The following is a 20,646-nucleotide window of genomic DNA, read 5'->3' as shown; positions in this document are numbered from 1 at the left end:
TCATGATTCCTACCCTTGAAGATGCGGGAAATCCATGCCACCCCAAAGGAAATTTTTAAAAACGAGGCCCTCATGACTCGCACAACTGCCCCCTTCCCGCACACCCGCCTGCGCCGGACGCGAAAGATGGAGGCCCTGCGCGGTCTCGTGCGTGAAAACCATCTTTCCACAGAAGACCTGATCTGGCCGGTTTTTGTCAGAGAAGGAGTGAATGAGAGCACGCCGATTGCGTCTATGCCGGGCGTCGAACGCCTGGCCATCGACCGCCTCGTCAAAGCTGCTGTAGAGGCCTATGAACTTGGAATTCCGGCGATTTGCCTCTTTCCCTACATCGAACAGGACCTGAAGACCGAAGATTGCGCCGGAGCCTGGGACGAGAACAACCTCGTGAATCGCGCGATCCGCGCCATCAAAGCCGAGGTGCCCGAGCTTGCGATCATGACAGATGTGGCGCTCGATCCGTACAACATCAACGGCCACGACGGGTATGTGGTCGATGGCGAAATTGTGAACGACAAGACCGTCGAAGCCCTCGTAAAAATGTCGGTTGCACAAGCACATGCAGGCGCGGACATCATCGGACCCTCCGATATGATGGACGGCCGGATCGGCGCAATTCGTAGCGCGCTGGAGGCCGACGGCTTCGACAAAGTGTCCATCATGTCCTACGCCGCCAAGTATGCCTCCGCTTTCTACGGGCCGTTCCGTGATGCGGTCGGCGCGTCCGGTGCACTCAAGGGCGATAAGAAAACCTATCAAATGGATCCCGCCAATTCCGAAGAGGCGCTGCGCCTTGTGGAGCGTGATCTGCTCGAAGGCGCGGATATGGTCATGGTGAAACCCGGCATGCCCTACCTCGACATCTGTCGTCAGGTCCGTGACACATTCGGCGCGCCGACCTTCGCCTATCAGGTCTCCGGCGAATACGCGATGATCATGGCCGCCGTGCAGAACGGTTGGCTCGACTATGAGAAAACCATGGTCGAAAGCCTCATGTGCTTCAAACGCGCCGGCTGTAACGGCATTCTCACCTATTTCGCACCGGCGGTCGCAAAACTGCTGAAATCCGCCTGAGAAAACGCCCGCCCGGTTTCGCCGTGACAGGCGTGAAACAATCCGGCTATAGTATGCGCAGACAGGCCAGAAGAGCCTGATATTGAGGTCCACACGCCCGTAGACGGGCACAGAGCAGAAAAGGGCATACCCTGATGACAGTTTCCACCACGCGCGCCAATCGACGCACCTTTATCATGGGGTTGGGCAGCGTCGGTCTTTTGACCGCCTGTGACAACAGCCTGCGCGGAAATGGTGCCGCAACAATTGACGCACGGACAGACAGCACGCTTCAGCACCTCTATTCTGAATACCCCGGAACAACGACGCTTCGCGACAAATCGGTCGGCATGCTCGTGATGCCACTCATGACGGAAGCAGGCTTTGGGATCGGTGGGTCCTACGGTCGCGGCGCCCTGCGTGTCGGCGGCGTCACCGTGGATTACTATTCTTCGACGCAGGCCTCCTTCGGGCTGCAGATCGGTGCGCAGCAATATGCCCATGTGCTGTTCTTCATGACCGAAGAAGCGCTGTCGTCCTTCCGCAATTCTCCAGGTTGGGCGGCTGGTGCAGATATCGAGTACGCGATCTCGAACCGCGGGGAAAACCTCTCTGCAGAGACCACGACATCCATGTCGCCGGTGATTGCGGTGGTGTTCGGTCAGGCCGGACTGATCGCGGGCGCGAGCATCGAAGGCACGAAATACACGCGGATCATTCCCTGATCCACTCAACGGAAAGAACATGAAAAAAGCGGCTTAAGTGCCGCTTTTTATTTGTTTCTTCAATATATGTCAGGACAAGACGTCTTCCAGAACACCGTCCGCAGACATCTGGGCATAGAGTAGCCCCTCCCGCAAACCGCGATCCGCCACAGACAATCGATCCGTCGGCCAGACGCGCAAAAGCGCCTGCAAGATCGCAGCGCCCGACATGATCAACTCCTGACGGTCCCGCCCGATCCGGGGATCGCGCTTGCGCCCTTCCGGCCCGAGCGCGAGATAGTCGCGGATAACACTGTCGATTTGCTCGGACGTCATTCGGAGCCCGTCGACTTTGTTCCGGTCGTAGCGTTTCAGCCCGAGGTGCGATGCCGCAACCGTCGTCACCGTCCCGGATGTGCCGATGATCTGAAATCCTTCGCGGTTTTGCTCATTCGCATAGGGCGTGAAATCCGCGAGCTTTTCCTCAAAGAACCACGACATCAGTGCGAACCGAGCAGAGTCATCGTCCACATCGGAAAACTGCTCCATGAGCGTTGCGACACCGAGCGGCACGGAAATCCAGTCCACGACCTTGGCGCGCGGGAACGGGCTATCGGCGTTCTTAAACCCCGTATGGAGGCGCATGATCGCGCGCGGACGCTCATGGCGCGGCACGTTGGACAGATCGATCCAGACAAGTTCAGTGGACCCTCCACCAATGTCGACGACCAAGAGTTGCTCGGTTTTCGTGGACACCAAAGGCGCGCAGGAGATCACGGCAAGACGTGCTTCTTCCTCCGGCTTGATGATTTCGAGGCTCAATCCCGTCTCACGCGACACACGCCGCAAGAAGTCACGGGAATTGCGCGCACGACGACAGGCCTCGGTTGCGACGAGGCGCATATGCTTTACGTCGTGCTTTTCGAGCTTTTTGCGGCAGACACGAAGCGCCTGGATCGTCCGCGAAATCGAGGACCGACACAAACGGCCAGAACTCTCCAGGCCCATGCCAAGCTGCACGGACTTTGAAAAACTGTCTACCACATGAAACTGACTGCCCTTTGGTTGGGCAATCAGCATGCGACACGAGTTGGTGCCAAGATCCAGCGCGGCATACAGCTCGGCTGGATCAGCGGGTTTGGGTGCGGGGGTCTCAACCGCTTTCGGGAACGCGCCCGCACCATTGGGACGCTTGGGCGTCATGACTACACGCCCTCCATTTCAAGTTACCCTAATCATAAGCGAATTCCCGCGCGCCGGGCAAGCGTTGTGCGGCGCCCTGATGCTCACCTTTCGGTGCATCGCTGCACCGACCCCGCGCGTTTTAGGTGCCACTCATGATCTTGTTGAGAATTTTTCCGATCCTACGCCCTTTTCCGAGGCCTGCCTTTTCTTTATGCGAATGTGAAACGCATTCCGACGAAAGACACATCCATGCCTGCTGCGACTTCTGACCTGACTGTTATCTACTGGCGCGACATCCCCGCGCAGGTCCGCGTCGGTCGTGGACGCCGTGCCGCACGAGCCGTTCTGCCGGAACGGTTCGAACAGGCTATTGACCGCGTGGCGATGAAAATCGGCGCCACCGATGGAGATGCCTATATGGCCGAATGGCGCGATGTGATTGAAACCTGCGAAGGTGCACCGCAAGAGGCCGCAGACGCGCGTGCCGCCGCGCTCGACGCAGAGTATGATAAAGAGCGCCTGATCGCGCTTGTGAACAATGAGGGCCGTGAGCCCGCCCATGAGGATAACTGACATGACCCGCACTGTGATCGAGAGCAAAACCAAGACCGTTGTGATCGGGTTCGACGAACCCTTTTGCGTGATCGGCGAACGGATCAACCCGACCGGACGCAAGAAACTCGCCGCCGAACTCGAGCTTGGCGATTTCTCGACCGTGGAGCGCGACGCGATTGAGCAGGTTGCCTGTGGCGCCAACGTGCTCGACATCAACTCCGGTGCTGTGTTCTCCAACAAAATGGCCGAAGACCCGCGTTACGCCGACAACAACTTTGTCGAGCCGCCGCTGATGCGTGAACTCGTGGCCCGTGTGCAGGCCGTGGTCGACGTGCCGCTCTGCATCGACAGCTCTGTGCCGGATGCGCTCGAAGCCGGTCTTGAGAGCGCAGAGGGCCGCCCGCTCCTGAACTCCGTCACCGGTGAAGAAGAACGCCTCGAACGCGTTCTGCCGCTCGTGAAGAAATACAACGTGCCGGTTGTCGCCATTGCAAACGACGACACAGGCATTTCCGAAGATCCCGACGTGCGCTTTGCCGTCGCCAAGAAGATCGTGGAACGCGCCGCCGATTTTGGCATTCCGGCCCATGACATCGTGGTTGACCCGCTCGTCATGCCGATCGGCGCCATGGCGACCGCCGGCCAGCAGGTCTTCGCCCTCGTCCGCCGTCTGCGCGATGAGCTTGGTGTGAACACAACCTGTGGTGCGTCCAATATCTCCTTCGGCCTTCCGCACCGTCACGGCATCAACGCCGCCTTCCTGCCGATGGCGATTGGTGCAGGCATGACCAGCGCGATTATGAACCCTGTCCGCGTTCAGGAAATGGAAGCCATCCGTGCCGCCAATCTGCTGATGAACCATGATGCAGATGGCACCAAGTGGATTGGCTTCTCCCGCATCGCGGATGCCGTGGCTGAAGGTGCTACATTTGCCGACGCTTCCAAAGCCGCTGCCGCAGGTGGTGCCGGGGGTGGTCGTCGCGGTGGAGGCCGTCGTCGTCGCGGCTGACCCCGCAGTTTGATCTGACAAGGATGGAGCGACATGGCCAAGCTGATCGCCTTCAACAAACCCTTCGACGTGCTGTCCCAGTTCACAGACAAGGGCACAGAAGGCACTCCGCGCCAGACCCTATCCGACTATATCACCCTGCCGGGGGTCTATCCGGCAGGGCGGCTTGATCGGGACAGTGAGGGGCTCATGCTCCTCACTGATGACGGAAAACTACAGGCGCAGATTTCCAATCCCCGCCACAAGATGCCGAAAACCTACCTCGCGCAGGTTGAGGGTGATCTGACAGAAGACGCGCTCGAAGCCTTGCGGAACGGCGTGGTGCTCAAGGATGGCGCCACGAAACGGGCGAAGGCGCGGCGGGTCGAGGAGCCGGACTGGCTCTGGCCCCGCACTCCGCCGGTCCGCTATCGCAAGAGCGTACCGGAGAGCTGGTTGGAGCTGACCATCACTGAGGGCCGCAACCGTCAAGTGCGGCGCATGACGGCGGCTGTGGGCTTTCCGACGCTGCGTCTTATTCGCCTGTCGATTGGTCCGTGGTCGATTGAGGGCCTCGAGACCGGGACGTGGCGCGAAGAAGACCCTAAGAAGGGGCGCCCTGCTCCGACACACCGCCCGCGAAAACAGCCACGCCCACCGAGAAAGAAAGACGACAGATGAGCGAACAAGACCCTCTGGTAATCTTCACCCCCTCCGGCAAACGCGGGCGTGTTGCGGCGGGCACGTCTGTGCTTCAGGCTGCGCGCGATCTGGGCGTGGACGTTGACTCCGTCTGCGGCGGGCACGGGATTTGTTCGAAATGCATGGTGCGCCCGTCTTTCGGGACACATGACAAACACGGGATCACCGCAAAACCGGAGGCGCTCTCTGAGGTGAACTCCGTCGAACGCGCCTATGTCAAAAAGAAAGGCATCAATCCGGATCGTCGGATGGGGTGTCAGACGCAAATCCTCGGCGATATCGTCATCGACGTGCCCGCCGAAAGTCAGGTCCACAAGCAAGTCGTGCGCAAGGCCGCAACGACCCGCGTGATCGAAATGGATCCCGCGACGCGCGCGCTCTATATCGAGGTCGAAGTTCCCGACATGCACACGCCGACGGGCGACTGGGAACGTGTCGCGACCGCACTTAAAGAGCAGTGGGACCTCATCGCCCTACCCCCGTCCCTGACCGTTCTGACGAAACTCCAAGCGACACTGGCGAAGAACGACTACAAAGTGACGCTCGCACTCCATACCGCCCACGAAGGCCAAACCCGCGTGCTCGACGTCTGGGGCGGGTTCGAGGAACCGCCACTCTATGGCCTCGCGGTTGATCTCGGGTCCACAACCATCGCGGCGCACCTGACCGATCTGAAATCCGGTGAGGTGAAGGCCTCCGGCGGCGTGATGAACCCGCAAATCCGATATGGCGAAGACCTCATGTCCCGTGTGTCCTACGCCATGATGAACCCGGGTGGCGCGGCAGAGATGACAAAGGCCGTGCGTGAGGCGCTCAACCAACTCGCGGGTGATCTCGCGCACGAGGCTGATGTGAGCCGTTCGGAGATCTACGACATCGTGATCGTGATGAACCCCGTGATGCACCACATCCTGATGGGGCTTGATCCCGTGCCGCTCGGACAGGCGCCATTTGCGCTCGCCACCGCGTCGTCCCTTGATCTCAACGCATCCGACATCGGCCTCACTCTCGCGGATCAGGCGCAGGCCTATATCCTGCCGCTCATAGCGGGCCATGTCGGCGCGGATGCGGCGGCTGTTGCGCTCTCGGAAGCGCCGCAAGAGAAAGACCCGCTCACTCTCATCGTCGACGTGGGCACCAATGCAGAGATCCTACTCGGCAACAAAACCCGCGTACTCGCCTGTTCGTCGCCAACAGGTCCAGCCTTTGAAGGGGCACAAATCTCCTCCGGTCAACGTGCCGCCAATGGCGCGATCGAGCGGATCGAGATTGATCCCGTCACCAAAGAACCGCGGTTCCGTGTCATTGGCATCAAACAATGGTCCGACGAAAAAGGGTTCGACAAAAAGATTGGCCGCACCGGCATCACCGGCATCTGTGGCTCTGGCATCATCGAGGCCGTCGCTGAAATGCGGATGGCTGGCATCCTCGACGCGGCGGGTCTCATTGGCTCGGCAGAAGCCGCCGGCACTGAACGTTGTCGTGCCACCGGACGAACCCATGAATATGTGATCTACGACGGATCTGAAAACGGCGGGCCGACCATTACCGTCACGCAGGGCGACATTCGCGCGATCCAGCTCGCCAAATCCGCGCTCTATGCGGGTGCGCGACTGCTCATGGATGAGTTCGGAACTGACACAGTGGACCGTGTGGTCCTCGCTGGCGCGTTTGGCGCGCATATTTCGCCGAAACACGCAATGGTCCTCGGGATGATCCCTGATTGCCCCCTCGAACATGTCACGAGCGCAGGGAACGCAGCGGGCACAGGCGCGCAGATTGCGCTCCTCAACGTGCAGTCTCGGCGCAAGATCGAAGCGCTCGTCCACGACATCACAAAGGTCGAGACGGCGATCGAACCACGTTTTCAGGAACATTTTGTCGCCGCCAACGCGATCCCGCATGCAACAGACCCGTTCACGGGCCTGCGCGCGATTGTTCCACTGCCCGAGCCGTCCTTCAACAGCGGCGACGCAGGCGGGTCACGGCGGAGACGGCGACGCGGCTAATCGCGAAAAGGTTCCATTGACCCCCATAAAATACATGTGAACGGAAAACTCGAAACTCTTTGGCGGGTGGCGCGGTTGAGTGATCAGAAGGCCGGCGGGAACGCCGCTGGCTATGACACAAACAACGGAGAGTCTTATGAAAACCCGTTCGAAACTGATGACCCTGTCCACCGCTGCTATGATCGCTGCTGCACCGTTTGCCGGTTTTGCCGCTGCACCCGTTAACGGCGCGAAGATCATTAACGAAGAGCTTCTGACCGAAGACGCGACCATTGCAGCCAACGCAATGAAAATCCAGAACCTCACCACGCTCGTCGCGGCTCTGCAGGAAGCTGGTCTTGCCGACGATCTGATGGGTGAAGGTCCGTACACCGTGTTTGCACCGACCAACGAAGCCTTCTCCAAAATTCCGGCCGAAGCGCTTGACGATCTGATGAAACCGGAAAACCGTGAGGCGCTGCAAGCTGTGCTGAGCACCCACGTTGTTGCAGGTGAACTGACGCCGCAGATGGTGAACGACATGCTGAGCGATGACTGGGCCGACTCTGAATTCGCGCCTCTCGGCTTTGAATATGACGTCGACGCTGCAAATGACACGCTGACCGTCTACACCATTTCCGGTGACCCGATCACCATTGAGAAAGGTCCGGGTTCCCAGCTGATCATTCGTGACGCGCAGTCGAACCTTGCAACCACCCTCGCGAAAGACATCGTGCAGGAAAACGGTGTGATGTACTTCATCGACGGCGTGCTGATGCCGGTGTCCTAAGACACAGCTGATCCTCGTGATCACGACACAGGGCCGTACCATTTGGTGCGGCCCTTTTTCATCGACATATTCCAAATCCGCTTGACGCTCTTCCGCGCTTTGACTACCTCTCAGGACACGCGATGCGGGTATGGTGAAATGGTATCACACGAGCTTCCCAAGCTCTTGGCGCGGGTTCGATTCCCGCTACCCGCTCCAAAAACTCCCTCACATTTGACCTGTTCAGAACGGCACGCCGGCCAAGCGTGCTCCTTCAACGAGCGGTCCGCGCACCTCATCCTGAACAATGACGCGGGCCATGAGATAGGTTTCCAGACGAAAGTGCGGCGCGATTTCGAGCAGGCGATCGGAGGCACGCTGCGCGGCCTCCATGTCCCCCAGTAACGCTTGAGCGCTCGCCGTGTAGAGATAGCGCTCGATGAAATCCGGGGCTTCGGTGAGTGCCTCAACCGCCGCCGCGTAGTCCCCCATATTGAACCGCGACAGCCCCGCCCCGACCGCATACCAATCGGGCCAAGTCGTGTTTAGTTCCTTCGCACGTTCGACCCAAGCGACTGAATCCGGCCCGACGACACTCCGCCAGTTCCCGATCCATCCGGCCTCTGCCAGCACATCCGCATTGTTCGGCGCGAGGTCCACAGCCCGCCGGAGAACATTATCCGCCGCCTCGAAATCCCCGCGATAGCCATAGAGCCAGTTCATCTGGACCAATGTTTGCGGATCATCCGGCGCTAGGCGTGCGGCCTGTTCAATGGCCACGACTCTCTTTTCCTGAACCTGCGAGAGCGCCTCCGGATCTGAAAGTGTGCTCCCCATCAGCGCATAAACAACGGCAAGCGTCGAAAAAGCTTTTGCATAAGAGGGGTCGAGTGCGGTGGCGCGGCGCAGATATCCTTCTGCAATCCGGTAATCATCAGGCGTGAAGCGATGTTTGTGATAGGCACCGAGTAGATAGAGTTCGTAGGCTTCAAAATTGTCGGTATCGCGTGCTCGCGCGAGCCGCAGATCATCCGCTGCAATCGCCCCTGACCACGGGCTCGTGAGCGCCGCCGAAACACCATCGACCACCGCATCCTGTAGCGCGAAAATGTTCTCCGCAGGGCCCGACCAACGATGTGACCAGACAATCTCCTCATTTTCGGTTCGTGTTAGCCAAGAACGAACCCGTACGATATTACCGTCATACTGCAGCGAACCTTGTAGCTCGAAGTCACGACGCGGCTCGCTTGCGTCGGGCACTCCGGCAGAAACCCGAATGAAGTCACTCTTTGCGAGATCTGCGACGGTATCCTGCGTCAGCCCTTCCGCAATCAGCGACCAACGCTGATCCCCGCCGAGATTGTCGAATGGGAGAACGGAAACCGAGCGATCTTGTGGCGTGGCGCTGCCGGCGGACAAGATGACTTTGGAGACCGCGAGCACACCGAGGATGAGGACAATCACGAAAACCGCAGAAAGGCTCAGAGCAACGCGACGGTCGCCACGTGGTGGTGGAAGCTGAACCCTCTCAACCGGCGGAATGAGGCGGTATCCCCGTCTCGGGACGGTGCGCACGATCCGCGCTCCATCATCACCGAGCCCGACACGAATTTCATGAATACATTGTTGAAGCGAATTGTCTGTGACTGTCAGTTCGGGCCATCCAGCCGCGAGCAAGTCCTCTTTCGTCACCGTCTGATCTACGGCTTCGAAGAGCTTTTTAAGCACGCGTGCGGAGGTAGGCCGCAAAACAGTCTCCCTGCCCTGCGGATCACGCACCACCGAATCGGCAATATCTATGCGCGCGATTTGCACTGGTTCGCCTCCTCACGAGCCATAAGCGACTATAACACAGGCAGCGCGCGCGATTTCAGGAAATTTCAGGCCGGGAATCAGGACATTTTCCAAGGAACTCCACACTCTGAAAGGAGCAAAGGAGACTCACGTCATGGACCAGCTGCTTGCGGCGCTCCTCGATTGGATCGCTCACAACACCGACTATAGGACTATTGATTTACCTGCGCCCATTGTTCTGGAACTCTCGCCGTCCGAATTAACACGAGAGTTTTACAGCGGGGTTGAGCACCTCTCGCCGGACGATGGCGTTGATGAACGCCTCAACGCGCTCTACGCGCCGGAGGACGGTCCTCATGGAACGATTTATATTCTGCAGGCGTCAGAGGTGGATGATGCGGAGTATTTTGAAGAGCCGTCGGACAACCCGCTCTTTCGAGAAATCCTGCTGCACGAATTGGTGCACCACGTGCAGTTTCAAAGCGGCGCGTCCGAGAGTTGGCAATGTCTGTCGATGGGAGAAAAAGAGGCCTACGCCCTCGGCGGCACCTATCTGAAGCAGACATTCACAGCCGATCCATTGCCGAACCGGAACTTCTGGGGCGCGATGTACGCGCGGTGCTGATGGAGCACCACGCGTGACAAGCATTAGGTGCGCAAATATTTGACGAGATTGAGCGTGGAGCCGTCTTTGCCTGCTCCGTCTGCCTCGCCTGCAAGAACCGGCTGAAGCGCGAGCGCGAGTTCTTTGCCCAGTTCAACACCCCACTGGTCGTAAGAGTTGATGCCGAGCACGACGCCCTCCACGAACACACGGTGCTCATAGAGCGCCACGATCTGACCGAGCACGAACGGTGTGAGTTTCTCGTAGACCAGCGTCGTCGTCGGACGGTTGCCCGGGAACACGCGATGACGGGCCTGACGCTCAAGCTCGGCTCCCTCGAACCCTTTCTTCGCCATGATCTCAGTCGCTTCCTCAAGAGACCGACCACGCAGGAGTGCCTCCGATTGGGCAAGGCAGTTGGACACAAGCAATTCGTGCTGATGCGCGAGGTCGGGTTCGTGGCCGTATTTGCCGACCATGAACTCACATGGAATGACGCGGGTGCCCTGATGGATCAGCTGGTAGAAGGCGTGCTGACCATTGGTCCCAGGTTCGCCCCAGACGACCGGACCGCTGTCAAACGGCAGATCGGTGCCGTCCATAGAGACCCGTTTGCCGTTCGATTCCATTTCGAGCTGTTGCAAATAGGCCGGCAGACGCAGGAGACGCTGCTCATAGGGCAGAACCGCGCGGGTGGCGTGGCCGCAGATCTGATTATGCCAAATCCCGACGAGGGCGAGCATGGCAGGTAGGTTGTCTTCCCACGGAGCGGAGCGAAAATGGTTGTCCATCGCCTGAGCGCCACGCAGGAATTCGGCAAATCGTTGCGGCCCGATGGCGAGCATTACGGAGAGACCGATTGGTCCCCACATGGAATAACGACCCCCAACCCAATCTTCGAACCCGAACACCAGATCGGGATCAATGCCGAAGTCCGCCGTTTTGTCTTTTGCCGTGGAAAGCGCTGCGAAATGTTTCGACACGCCCTCTTCGCCCACAGCCGCGACAAGCCAGTCCCGCGCGGTTTTCGCGTTGGTCATGGTCTCAATCGTGGTGAAGGTTTTGGACGCCACAATCACGAGCGTCGTCTGCGGATTCAGCCCGTTCAAAACGTCATGGATATGCGCCCCGTCCACGTTGGATACGAAGTGGCAGCGCGGGCCGTCCACATAAGGTTTCATTGACTCATAGGCCATCACCGGCCCGAGATCGGAGCCGCCGATGCCGATGTTCACGACATCCTCGAATGCTGCGCCCGAGAAAGATACGATGTCGCCACGACGCACACGGTCCGCGAAGTCATCCATCCGCGCGAGCGTCTGGCGCACACCGGCAATCACGTCCAGCCCATCCACATAGACCGGCCCACCGTCGAGGTTGCGCAACGCGGTGTGGAGCACGGCGCGGCCCTCAGTGTCGTTGATTTTCTCCCCTTCGAACATCGCCGTCCGCTTTTCCGCGACACCGGCGGCTGACAAAAGAGCGATCAGCTCAGCACGCACGCCCGCATCAATTTGCGTCTTTGAATAGTCGAAGAGAAGACCGTCAGCCTCCGCCGAAAACTCCGTCGCGCGCTCAGGGTTTTGGTCGAAAAGCTCAAGAATATGACGTTCTCCGTGGGCCGCATGGAGGGCCTTCAGGCCGGAAAAGTTAACGCTCATATCATCTCCTCTTTGGCGCGGCCTCACGTGAAGCCGGTCTTAATCATGCGCTGTAGCCCGATCGTGTTACAAACAGATCAAGGGCTCCAGCAACTCATCACTCTTTTCATCACCTGATGATGCAGATGCACTCAGGGTGCCCAATGCACAGTCGCATTCGAGAGAAACGCACTGATCGGGGCGTCCATCTCCGAGAGCCCCTGTGCTTTCTCCAGCGCAGCTTTCTTTTCCTCGCCGGTGATCAGGATGTGCGTGGTCATCGCCGTCTTGAGCGCCTTTGCCGACAGCGTGATCCGTGGTTCGGGCGCTCCTGGTGCACGCATGGCCAACAGGGTCGGTGCCTCATTCGAGAGACCAAGTTCAAGCTGATCCGCTCCGGGAAACAGGCTCGCGGTATGCATATCTGCACCCATGCCCAAAAGGAGCACGGTGAGCGGCAAAACAGCGTCGATCGCTGGCATCAGGTCATCAAGACCCTCTTCCGGCGTCGGCACATCTTTATGCAGCGGAATCAAATTTGCAGATGCAGCCTCATTCACCAGAAGACGGCGTTTGAGCAAAGCTGTGTTCGAGCGCTCAGAACTTTCCGGCACCCAGCGTTCATCGTTGAGGAGCACGTCAACACGCTCCCAATCAAGTGAGACGCCGGATAGCGTGTCGAACACAGGTCCGGGTGTTGTCCCACCCGGCACACAAAAGCTCGCGCGCTCGTTCTGTTCCAATGCTGAGCGAAGTTCTCCTGCAATCCGGTTGGCCAGATCAAGCAACATCACCTCGCGGTCAGGGTATTCGATCAGGTTCATCCTTTGATCTCCCGCCAGCGACGGCCCTCACGGTGCAGCATCATCATAGAATCTTCCGGACCGGAGGATCCCGGCTCATAAGGCTTCGGCACATCGGCCCGCGCTTCCCATCCTTCGATCAGTGGATCGGTCCAGGCCCACGCGGCTTCAACTTCGTCGCCGCGCATAAAGAGTGTCTGGTTGCCGCGGATCACATCCATGATCAGACGCTCGTACGCATCTGTAATCTCTTCTGCATCGTCGCCCAAAGCCTCTGCAAAGGACATGTCCAGCGGAACATCAATGAGACGCATCCCGCCCGGCCCAGGCTCTTTGATCGTCACCTTGAGGGTCATACCCTCATTCGGCTGCAAGCGGATCGACAGCACGTTGGCATGACGACCGGCCTCTTCTCCGAAAATCGAGTGCGGCGCGTCTTTGAAGACCACGGCAATTTCGGAGTTGCGCGCTTTGAGCTTTTTACCCGTACGCAGATAGAACGGCGTGCCGGCCCACCGCCAGTTGGAAATCATACAGCGCATCGCGATGAAGCTCTCGGTGCGCGACCGCAGATCGCCAGCGTCCTCACGGTAGGACGGCTCCCCTTCATACGCATCATACTGACCGCGGACGATGTGGTGATGGTCGATCGGTTCAAGCGCACGGATGACTTTAAGTTTCTCGTCGCGAACAGCGTCGGGATCAAATCTCGACGGTGGTTCCATCGCAATGAGGCACAAAAGTTGCATCAGGTGATTTTGCACCATGTCCCGCATTGCACCGGATTTGTCGTAATACTCGCCACGACCGCCGACACCGACCGTCTCCGCCACCGTGATCTGAATGTGATCGACGTATTGCGAATTCCAGAGCGGTTCGAACAGAATATTGCCGAAACGGACCGCCATGAGGTTTTGCACCGTCTCTTTGCCGAGATAGTGGTCGATGCGGTAAATCTGCGTCTCATGGAAATGTTTGGCGAGATCGGCGTTGAGTTTCTTGGCGCTTTGGAGATCGCGACCGAAAGGCTTCTCGACCACGATGCGCGACTCCGCATCCGCAATCCCGTTGCTCTGAAGACGTTCTGCAATGTCACCAAAAAGCGCAGGGGCGACGGAGAAATAGAAGGCTTTGACGACGCCCTCGCGCATCATGCCCTTCAATTCTTTCCAACCGCCTTCGCCCCGCGCGTCGATTTGAACGTAATCAAGACGGTCCAGGAAGGCACCGATCTGCTGTTCGTCACAGGCATGGTTTGCCGCAAATTCGTGAATGGCGGCACGGACGATGGATTTGAACTCTTCCGCGTCATGTTCGGATCGAGCCGCCCCGATAATGCGTGCCGTCTCAGGCATCTGGCCCGCACAGAACCTGCGATAAAGGCCCGGCAAAATCTTGCGTCGTGCAAGGTCACCTGTGCCCCCAAAAATCACGAGGTCGAATTCATCGACCGGAATCACACGCGAAACCATGACTGTCTCCTTCGAGCTGTCCCGAAACGGGGGTCCTGACCGCCGGGTACACACTTTGATCGCCACTCACCCAATCCAAGGTTAGCGCTAACTTAGCTTCAGATACCCTCGTGTCGCGGAAAAGTCTAGCACTCGCACGCAGGCTCTCAAGTCCCCGCACCATATCATTGCACAATGGTCACTCAAAAGCCCGTTATAGTGGCAATCGCCCCCTTTCCCTACATTCCCCAAGGGGTTAGCTTCTTCTAACTGCACAGAAGAGCGGAGCGAAAACGCATGAAGGACACCGGACCCGCCAATATTGGCAAGTTTCAAGCCCCCGACATCACCGCCAAAGGTGAGGCCCGCGCGAAAGTTTCGCTCGAGCGACTTGATACACTCTGGTTCAACACCGGCACGCTCTGCAACATCACCTGCGTGAACTGTTATATCGACAGCTCCCCGACAAATGATGCCCTCGCTTACCTCACGCTCGCGGAGATGGAGAGCTACCTTGACGAGATCGCGGACTTGGGTCTGACGGTGCGAGAAATCGGATTTACAGGCGGCGAACCGTTTATGAATCCCGATTTTCCCGACATGCTCAAAGCCGCACTGGCGCGCGGCTATGAGGTGCTCGTCCTCACCAACGCGATGCGCCCGATGCAGCGGCCCTTGATCAAAGCCCGCCTGCTGCCACTGATTGAGGTGTATCCTGAAAAATTGACCTTCCGCGTCTCGCTCGATCATTTCTCAGAGACACATCACGATGAGATGCGGGGCATGGGCAGCTTTGGGATCACGCTCGAAGGGATGGATTGGCTGCGTGACGCCGGTGCGTCGCTCGCCGTCGCCGCCCGCTCACTTTGGCATGAAACAGACACAGCAACGCGGGCGGGCTTTGCAGCGCTCTTTGCGGAGAAAGGGTATGAGATAGACGCATCTCATCCTGGAAAGACCGTTATCTTCCCAGAAATGGATATGACCGCGGAAGTGCCGGAAATCACCACCGCCTGTTGGGGAATTCTCGGAAAATCGCCGTCTGACGTGATGTGCGCGACCTCGCGGATGGTGGTCAAACGCAAAGGCGCGGACCCGAGCATCATTGCCTGCACTCTCCTGCCCTACGATACGGAATTCGAACTTGGCGCAACTCTTGGTGAGGCGATGGGCGACGTGGCCCTGAACCACCCACACTGCGCAAAGTTCTGCGTGCTCGGCGGCGCATCTTGTTCCGCCTGAGCGGGTTCAGCGCTCCAGTTCGGTATCCCAGTAAAGAAAATCCATCCAGCTATCGTGCAGATAGTTCGGCGGGAATTTCCGGCCCGTATTCTTGAGCTCTTCAGCGAGCGGCGCTTTCGGTGGCTTGCGAAGCGACATGTTCGCCCGACGCAGGGATTTGGAGCCCTTCTTGAGATTACACGGCACGCAGGCCGCCACGATGTTTTCCCAACTCGTAATGCCGCCCCGTGCCCGCGGGATCACGTGGTCAAAGGTCAACTCGCCGCGTGAGCCACAATACTGGCAACAGAATTCGTCCCTCAAAAATAAATTAAAGCGCGTGAAGGCCACGCGCTTTTGAGGTTTGACGTAATCTTTGAGAACGACGACAGACGGAATTTTGATCCGGCAACTCGGGGAGCGAACGTAGTCGTCATACTCCGCGACAATGTCTACCCGATCGAGGAAAACCGCTTTCACCGCTTCCTGCCACGGCCAAAGCGAAAGCGGATAATAGGACAGAGGCCTGTAATCCGCATTCAATACAAGCGCGGGATGATTTTTCATCGCGCTCGGCTCTCTGACAAAATGTGTCCTGAAATCTCCGTCCATAGTGTGACTCCGGCCTCGTCCTGCTCAGCTAACTGCTCGCGGGACGGGACACCCCGTCCCTCTCTGATACTATCACTATATATCGCGGTTTCATTCCATCAAGCCCCCGATATATGCGCCTGATCTGTGAAAACGCTAACAGGGGCGCGTAACGGAACCGTGACAAGAGAAAAAGGCCCGCATCGATCATGCGGGCCTTCTGAAATCTTGACGTTGCGCCGATGTGTCGGTCAGCAATGTTCTGAAACTAAACAATTATCTCAGAACTTGCGGCGTTTCTCCACCCGCACACGCACGGGGAGACGCTCTTCACGAGGGCGTACAGAAAGAAGCACCATCGCACCCGCTGCTGCGACTACAATTGCTGTCATCATGATCATGTCCATGGTGGTGCCTCCTTCGCTTGTTATTAAAAACGTAACACTCGTTAGCGGATGGTCAAGATGCCGACCGATTTACGCTCAGAAAAAGTGAAAATCCGCTCATAAACCGCCTCTTTTTTCCGCAGTTGCGAAAAAGCTGCCTCAGTCGCGTTCATAGCCCAGTTTTTCACGTAGAAAAGCGAGGCTTACGGACAATCCATCGGGCGAAATGCCGTGGCCTGTGCCGCGCATAATGTGGGCGTAGGTTTCAAAACCTGCATCCTGAAGTGCCTGACCAGCCGCGGGCAAAGATTGCGGCGGGACAACTTCGTCCTGATCGCCGTGCAGCAGTAGAACGGGCATTTTAACGCGCGCTTCCTCTTCGAGCATCTCTGGCTCCATCAAACGTCCGGAGAACCCGACGACAGCCGCAAACGGCTCTTCGCGGCGCGGGGCGACATGGAGCGACATCATCGTGCCCTGAGAGAACCCCAAGAGCGCGATCTGATCCGCCTCAAACCCGTAATCCACCATGATCGAGTCGAGATAGTCGTTGAGGTCATCCACAGCGCGCATCATGCCGTTGCGCTGTTCTTCTTCGGACGATCCGTCGATCCACGGGATCGGGAACCACTGATAGCCCATCGGGTTGCCCGTGCAACGCTCCGGCGCATCGGGCGCAAAGAACATCGTGTCGGGGAGATGTTCTCCGAGGGGATCGGCAAGATTCAGAAGATCTTTTGCGTCGGCCCCGTAGCCATGCAGAAAAATAACCGCAGAGCTTGTCCGACCGGACACACTTTCCCGTTTGTGGTTCGTCAGTTCGCCCATCCTAGCGCACCCCTTCGCGTTGTTTCTCCACACGGTAGTAGGCCCAAAGCGCACGCGCCGCAACTGCTCGCCACGGGGCCCATGCCTCGGACATGCGCCGGAGCTCTCTTTCCCGCGGACGCTCGGGCAAGTCGAACAAAATTCGGGCAGCTTCCTGCAACGCCAAATCACCCGGCGCAAAGACATCGGCATGCCCGAGCGAGAACATCGCGTAGATTTCAGCTGTCCAGACGCCGATGCCCGGAACGGCAGTCAATGTCTCGACCACCACTTTCGTCTGCGCGTCTCTCAATCCCGCATAATCAATCCGCGCTTCCGCGAGCGCCTTCGCATATCGCACCTTCTGTCGCGACAGGCCCGCCGCGCGCAAATCCTCCTCAGACGCCCAAAGAACCTTGCGCGGACCTGTCAGCTTTGCGGCCTTGAGTCGTTTCCAAATGCCGTTTGCCGCCGCGACCGAAATCTGCTGGCTCACTATCGCAGCGAGGAGTTCTTCGAACCCGTCTTTCTTGCGCCGGAGCGGCAGTGGCCCCGTCAGCTTGAGCGCATGCTCAAAACGCGGCTCCACCCGCCGGAGATGATCCGCGCCTTCCAGCACATCCTCCGCACAGGTGATGATCCGCATCAGATCATGGCTCCTGTTTTCATGCCCTGCATTTCGGCCCACTCCAGCGCGTCCAAAAGCTGCTCCCGTCGATCCACACCGTCCGGCGCAGGCGGGCGGGCGATCATGGCGACGGAAATCCCAAGATTTCGCGCAGCGTCGAGTTTCCCGCGACCGCCGCCACCCGCGTTTTTGACCACGAGCCAATCTGGACGAAACGCTTCAAGAATTTTCATCTCCTCGGCCTCCGAGAACGGCGGACGCCCGACCAACCATTCGCCCTCATAGGGAAAAGGCTCTGATGGCTCATCGACCACGCGGCAAATCAGACGACGCCCACTCAGAAGCGGACCAATATCCTCAAGGCTCTGCCGCCCCGTTGCGAGAAACACAGTGGCCCCCTCGGGGATCATATCCGAGAGCGCCTCATAGGATGTTGCATCATGCCATGTGTCTCCCTGCCGCGATCTCCACGGTGCACGCTCATAGCGCAGATAGGGAATGTCATGTTCTTGGCAAAGCCGCGCTGTCCGCTCTGTGATCCGTGTGGCAAATGGGTGGGTAGCGTCGATCACCGCCGTCACACCGGCGGACCGCACGTAATCGAGAAACCCCACCTCGCCGCCGAACCCGCCGATGCGCGTCTCAACCGGATAGTCGATCGGGTTTTGCGTGACACCCGCCAGAGAGGCGATGGTCCGCAGACCGGATTGTGCCAGATGGCCAGCCAGATTTCGGGCCTCGGTCGTGCCTGCAAGGAGGAGTATCATCGTCTAAGTTCTCGCCAAAATAGTGCCCGCACGGTCGATCACGACCACGTCCAGCGACACAGGAGTTTCACTGCGAAGGATTACCCGCGCCTGTTCAGCGGCTTTATCCGCCACAATTTGCGCAATCTGAGGCGCGATTTGCGCGGCTTCGAGCGCGGTATTCGCCTCCGCGACGCGCGGATCTCCGGCCCAGTCCGCCAATTGTTCAAAATCGACCTGAGAGCGTTTCGAATGGAGATCAACGGCGCCTTGGGCGAGCTTCGTAATCTTCCCGATCCCGCCACCGATGGTGACGTGCTCGACCGGATGGGTCCGCAGGTATTTGAGCATCCCGCCGACAAAATCCCCCATGTCGAGCATTGCTGCCTCCGGCAAATCATAGAGGTCTCGCACGACCCGCTCCGACGTCGCGCCGGTGCAGCCCGCCACATGGGTGAGGCCCTCTGCGCGCGCCACATCAATCCCGCGATGGATGGAGGCAATCCACGCCGCGCAGGAGAAAGGCCGCACGATGCCGGTCGTGCCGAGAACAGACAAACCGCCCTTGATCCCTAAACGCGGGTTCCACGTCTTCTGCGCAATCTCTTCTCCACCCGGAATGGATATCGTGATTTCGACGTTTGGCATCTTCCCGAGCCGTTTCGCCATCTCTTCGACCTGCGCCGTCATCATCTCTCTAGGGACGGGGTTGATCGCTGGTTCTCCCGGCGGGATTGGCAGGCCGGCTTTGGTGATCATCCCGACGCCTTCGCCCGCCTTAAAGACCACGCCGCCAGAGGACATCGACACCCGCGCGCGGATTTCAGAACCGTGGGTCACGTCCGGATCATCGCCCGCGTCTTTGATGACACCCGCCTCGGCCCATCCGTCACCTTCAGCACGATGAGACAATTCGAACTCGGGCCGTTCGCCGCGTGGCAGGGTAATGCGCACCTTGTCCGGAAACCCTTCGCCCCAAAGCCCCATTAGCGCCGCCCGCGTTGCTGCGGTGGCGCAGGCACCTGTGGTCCAACCACGGCGCAATTCTTTGGTCTGAGAGGGCGTTGTCTCCGTCATGGGCGTGACGATAGGCGAGCGCGTCACCTGATGCCAGACGCGAAATGCCTCGATCTAGGACTTCCACAGAAACCGCGCCTCCGTCATAAAGTCGTCATGACAGAATCGACACTCACTTTGCCGACGGGCGACTGGCCCGAGATTTTGCCCGGTTGGGTCTGGCTCTGTGGCGCAGGCCCCGGTGATCCTGGGCTGTTGACGCTCCACGCGATCAATGCGCTGCGTCAGGCAGATGTGATTGTCTATGATGCGCTCGTGTCTGAGCATATTCTGTCATGGGCCGGAGAAGGTGCCGAGCTCATTTATGCAGGCAAACGCGGTGGCAAACCCTCTGCGAAGCAGGCCGATATTTCTCTGCAACTCGTTGACCTCTCCAAAGAGGGCAAGCGTGTGCTGCGTCTCAAAGGCGGCGATCCGTTTGTTTTCGGACGCGGTGGTGAAGAGGCGCAAACGCTCGTGCAACATGGGGTGCCGGTGCGCATTGTTCCGGGTATTTCGGCGGGGATCGGTGGCTTGGCCTATGCGGGCATTCCGGTGACTCATCGCGACGTGAACCAAGCCGTGACCTTTGTCACCGGCCACGACCAGACAGGGGCTCCAACAAAGAGCCTCGACTGGGATGCTCTCTCCCGTGCGTCCGGGGTTCTCGTAATCTACATGGGTATGAAACACGCCCCGCATATCCAGAAAGGTCTGCTTGATGCGGGCCGCCCACTGGATGAACCGGTTGCGGTGGTCTCCCAAGCCACGACGCCGGATCAGAAGGTTTTGGAGACGACCCTCGGCGATATGGTCGAAGATATTGCAGAAGCCGCGATGGAACCGCCTGCGATCATCTGTATTGGTCGCTCCGTTTTGATGCGGCAGGTGCTCGATTGGCAAGCCATGCTGCGTGGCGAAGAACCGCGCAATCTCGATCCGCTCGGACGCGGCAAACCCGCCGAAGAACGCTAA

General features: G+C 58.7%; 21 protein-coding genes and 1 tRNA gene. 11 read left to right on the top strand and 11 right to left on the bottom strand.

Translation table 11 applies throughout. The features are described from left to right. Positions 1-72 precede the first annotated feature (72 nt). Both hemB and LA304_RS09785 read left to right on the top strand, forming a co-directional pair. Positions 73-1,074 carry a porphobilinogen synthase gene (gene hemB / locus LA304_RS09790; RefSeq protein WP_224502956.1) on the top strand — a complete coding sequence of 334 codons (1,002 nt, stop codon included), beginning with the start codon at positions 73-75 and terminating at the stop codon, positions 1,072-1,074. A gap of 134 nt (positions 1,075-1,208) precedes the next feature. Next, a complete protein-coding gene (locus LA304_RS09785; protein ID WP_224502955.1) occupies positions 1,209-1,778 on the top strand; it encodes a lipid-binding SYLF domain-containing protein in 570 nt (189 codons plus the stop codon). A gap of 69 nt (positions 1,779-1,847) precedes the next feature. Here the strand turns inward: LA304_RS09785 and LA304_RS09780 are convergent, their stop codons facing one another. Beyond that, positions 1,848-2,960 (bottom strand): Ppx/GppA phosphatase family protein, encoded by a 1,113-nt coding sequence (locus LA304_RS09780; RefSeq protein ID WP_224502954.1) that lies wholly within the window; start codon positions 2,958-2,960, stop codon positions 1,848-1,850. Between the two features lie 231 nt (positions 2,961-3,191). Here LA304_RS09780 and LA304_RS09775 point away from each other — a divergent pair, with 231 nt between their 5' ends. The 6 genes from LA304_RS09775 (at position 3,192) to LA304_RS09750 (ending at position 8,163) form a co-directional block, all read left to right on the top strand. Next, positions 3,192-3,515: a virulence factor gene (locus LA304_RS09775; RefSeq protein ID WP_224502953.1), complete on the top strand. Its 324-nt coding sequence runs from the start codon at positions 3,192-3,194 to the stop codon at positions 3,513-3,515. Position 3,516: 1 nt separating this feature from the next. Beyond that, entirely contained in the window at positions 3,517-4,506 is a 990-nt protein-coding gene (locus LA304_RS09770) for a methyltetrahydrofolate cobalamin methyltransferase (protein WP_224502952.1), read from the top strand. A 33-nt stretch (positions 4,507-4,539) separates the two neighbouring features. Further along, on the top strand, positions 4,540-5,166 hold the full coding sequence (locus tag LA304_RS09765; RefSeq protein WP_224502951.1) for a pseudouridine synthase: 627 nt from the start codon (positions 4,540-4,542) through the stop codon (positions 5,164-5,166). Beyond that, a complete protein-coding gene (locus LA304_RS09760; protein ID WP_224502950.1) occupies positions 5,163-7,196 on the top strand; it encodes an ASKHA domain-containing protein in 2,034 nt (677 codons plus the stop codon). The genes LA304_RS09765 and LA304_RS09760 overlap by 4 nt, the downstream gene beginning before the upstream one ends. A gap of 136 nt (positions 7,197-7,332) precedes the next feature. Next, on the top strand, positions 7,333-7,965 hold the full coding sequence (locus tag LA304_RS09755) for a fasciclin domain-containing protein (RefSeq protein ID WP_224502949.1): 633 nt from the start codon (positions 7,333-7,335) through the stop codon (positions 7,963-7,965). A gap of 124 nt (positions 7,966-8,089) precedes the next feature. Then, a tRNA-Gly gene (locus LA304_RS09750) sits at positions 8,090-8,163 on the top strand. Between the two features lie 24 nt (positions 8,164-8,187). Here the strand turns inward: LA304_RS09750 and LA304_RS09745 are convergent. Further along, positions 8,188-9,723, bottom strand: coding sequence for a winged helix-turn-helix domain-containing tetratricopeptide repeat protein (locus LA304_RS09745; RefSeq protein WP_224502948.1), 1,536 nt, complete (start codon positions 9,721-9,723; stop codon positions 8,188-8,190). 169 nt (positions 9,724-9,892) lie between these two features. On the opposite strand from LA304_RS09745, the gene LA304_RS09740 reads away from it, so the two are divergent. Next, positions 9,893-10,363, top strand: a complete 471-nt coding sequence (locus tag LA304_RS09740; RefSeq protein WP_224502947.1) for a hypothetical protein — start codon at positions 9,893-9,895, stop codon at positions 10,361-10,363. 23 nt (positions 10,364-10,386) lie between these two features. Here the strand turns inward: LA304_RS09740 and pgi are convergent, their stop codons facing one another. The 3 genes from pgi to zwf all read right to left on the bottom strand — a co-directional run bounded on the left by pgi (position 10,387) and on the right by zwf (position 14,257). Next, positions 10,387-12,003: a glucose-6-phosphate isomerase gene (gene pgi / locus LA304_RS09735; protein WP_224502946.1), complete on the bottom strand. Its 1,617-nt coding sequence runs from the start codon at positions 12,001-12,003 to the stop codon at positions 10,387-10,389. Positions 12,004-12,134: 131 nt separating this feature from the next. Beyond that, positions 12,135-12,806 carry a 6-phosphogluconolactonase gene (gene pgl / locus LA304_RS09730; RefSeq protein ID WP_224502945.1) on the bottom strand — a complete coding sequence of 224 codons (672 nt, stop codon included), beginning with the start codon at positions 12,804-12,806 and terminating at the stop codon, positions 12,135-12,137. Continuing rightward, positions 12,803-14,257, bottom strand: a complete 1,455-nt coding sequence (gene zwf, locus LA304_RS09725; RefSeq protein WP_224502944.1) for a glucose-6-phosphate dehydrogenase — start codon at positions 14,255-14,257, stop codon at positions 12,803-12,805. Before zwf ends, pgl begins: the two co-directional genes overlap by 4 nt. A 276-nt stretch (positions 14,258-14,533) precedes the next feature. Between zwf and LA304_RS09720 the strand changes: the two genes are divergently transcribed. Continuing rightward, positions 14,534-15,478 (top strand): radical SAM protein, encoded by a 945-nt coding sequence (locus tag LA304_RS09720; RefSeq protein WP_224502943.1) that lies wholly within the window; start codon positions 14,534-14,536, stop codon positions 15,476-15,478. Positions 15,479-15,484: 6 nt separating this feature from the next. Here the strand turns inward: LA304_RS09720 and LA304_RS09715 are convergent, their stop codons facing one another. From LA304_RS09715 to LA304_RS09695, 6 genes are all read right to left on the bottom strand, one after another. Continuing rightward, positions 15,485-16,069 (bottom strand): HNH endonuclease, encoded by a 585-nt coding sequence (locus LA304_RS09715; RefSeq protein WP_224502942.1) that lies wholly within the window; start codon positions 16,067-16,069, stop codon positions 15,485-15,487. A gap of 260 nt (positions 16,070-16,329) precedes the next feature. Further along, positions 16,330-16,455: a hypothetical protein gene (locus LA304_RS17840; protein ID WP_263491353.1), complete on the bottom strand. Its 126-nt coding sequence runs from the start codon at positions 16,453-16,455 to the stop codon at positions 16,330-16,332. A gap of 138 nt (positions 16,456-16,593) precedes the next feature. Continuing rightward, positions 16,594-17,262: an alpha/beta hydrolase gene (locus LA304_RS09710; protein WP_224502941.1), complete on the bottom strand. Its 669-nt coding sequence runs from the start codon at positions 17,260-17,262 to the stop codon at positions 16,594-16,596. A gap of 1 nt (position 17,263) precedes the next feature. Next, positions 17,264-17,887, bottom strand: coding sequence for a DNA-3-methyladenine glycosylase family protein (locus tag LA304_RS09705; RefSeq protein WP_224502940.1), 624 nt, complete (start codon positions 17,885-17,887; stop codon positions 17,264-17,266). Beyond that, positions 17,887-18,636, bottom strand: a complete 750-nt coding sequence (locus LA304_RS09700) for a precorrin-6A/cobalt-precorrin-6A reductase (protein WP_224502939.1) — start codon at positions 18,634-18,636, stop codon at positions 17,887-17,889. The genes LA304_RS09705 and LA304_RS09700 overlap by 1 nt, the downstream gene beginning before the upstream one ends. A gap of 3 nt (positions 18,637-18,639) precedes the next feature. After that, a complete protein-coding gene (locus tag LA304_RS09695; protein WP_224502938.1) occupies positions 18,640-19,692 on the bottom strand; it encodes a cobalt-precorrin-5B (C(1))-methyltransferase in 1,053 nt (350 codons plus the stop codon). A 96-nt stretch (positions 19,693-19,788) separates the two neighbouring features. Here LA304_RS09695 and cobA point away from each other — a divergent pair, with 96 nt between their 5' ends. After that, positions 19,789-20,646 (top strand): uroporphyrinogen-III C-methyltransferase, encoded by an 858-nt coding sequence (gene cobA / locus LA304_RS09690; RefSeq protein ID WP_224502937.1) that lies wholly within the window; start codon positions 19,789-19,791, stop codon positions 20,644-20,646.

The organism is Celeribacter litoreus (assembly GCF_020165855.1).
Taxonomy (GTDB): domain Bacteria; phylum Pseudomonadota; class Alphaproteobacteria; order Rhodobacterales; family Rhodobacteraceae; genus Celeribacter; species Celeribacter litoreus.
The sequence above is the reverse complement of the archived record's forward strand: the minus strand, read 5'-3'. Positions and strand labels throughout refer to the sequence as shown.

Coding starts and splice junctions, on each gene's coding strand:
- hemB (WP_224502956.1), top strand. CDS start 73: ATGACTCGCACAACTGCCCCCTTCCCGCACACCCGCCTGCGCCGGACG.
- LA304_RS09785 (WP_224502955.1), top strand. CDS start 1,209: ATGACAGTTTCCACCACGCGCGCCAATCGACGCACCTTTATCATGGGG.
- LA304_RS09780 (WP_224502954.1), bottom strand. CDS start 2,960: ATGACGCCCAAGCGTCCCAATGGTGCGGGCGCGTTCCCGAAAGCGGTT.
- LA304_RS09775 (WP_224502953.1), top strand. CDS start 3,192: ATGCCTGCTGCGACTTCTGACCTGACTGTTATCTACTGGCGCGACATC.
- LA304_RS09770 (WP_224502952.1), top strand. CDS start 3,517: ATGACCCGCACTGTGATCGAGAGCAAAACCAAGACCGTTGTGATCGGG.
- LA304_RS09765 (WP_224502951.1), top strand. CDS start 4,540: ATGGCCAAGCTGATCGCCTTCAACAAACCCTTCGACGTGCTGTCCCAG.
- LA304_RS09760 (WP_224502950.1), top strand. CDS start 5,163: ATGAGCGAACAAGACCCTCTGGTAATCTTCACCCCCTCCGGCAAACGC.
- LA304_RS09755 (WP_224502949.1), top strand. CDS start 7,333: ATGAAAACCCGTTCGAAACTGATGACCCTGTCCACCGCTGCTATGATC.
- LA304_RS09740 (WP_224502947.1), top strand. CDS start 9,893: ATGGACCAGCTGCTTGCGGCGCTCCTCGATTGGATCGCTCACAACACC.
- pgi (WP_224502946.1), bottom strand. CDS start 12,003: ATGAGCGTTAACTTTTCCGGCCTGAAGGCCCTCCATGCGGCCCACGGA.
- pgl (WP_224502945.1), bottom strand. CDS start 12,806: ATGAACCTGATCGAATACCCTGACCGCGAGGTGATGTTGCTTGATCTG.
- zwf (WP_224502944.1), bottom strand. CDS start 14,257: ATGGTTTCGCGTGTGATTCCGGTCGATGAATTCGACCTCGTGATTTTT.
- LA304_RS09720 (WP_224502943.1), top strand. CDS start 14,534: ATGAAGGACACCGGACCCGCCAATATTGGCAAGTTTCAAGCCCCCGAC.
- LA304_RS09715 (WP_224502942.1), bottom strand. CDS start 16,069: ATGGACGGAGATTTCAGGACACATTTTGTCAGAGAGCCGAGCGCGATG.
- LA304_RS17840 (WP_263491353.1), bottom strand. CDS start 16,455: ATGGACATGATCATGATGACAGCAATTGTAGTCGCAGCAGCGGGTGCG.
- LA304_RS09710 (WP_224502941.1), bottom strand. CDS start 17,262: ATGGGCGAACTGACGAACCACAAACGGGAAAGTGTGTCCGGTCGGACA.
- LA304_RS09705 (WP_224502940.1), bottom strand. CDS start 17,887: ATGCGGATCATCACCTGTGCGGAGGATGTGCTGGAAGGCGCGGATCAT.
- LA304_RS09700 (WP_224502939.1), bottom strand. CDS start 18,636: ATGATACTCCTCCTTGCAGGCACGACCGAGGCCCGAAATCTGGCTGGC.
- LA304_RS09695 (WP_224502938.1), bottom strand. CDS start 19,692: ATGACGGAGACAACGCCCTCTCAGACCAAAGAATTGCGCCGTGGTTGG.
- cobA (WP_224502937.1), top strand. CDS start 19,789: ATGACAGAATCGACACTCACTTTGCCGACGGGCGACTGGCCCGAGATT.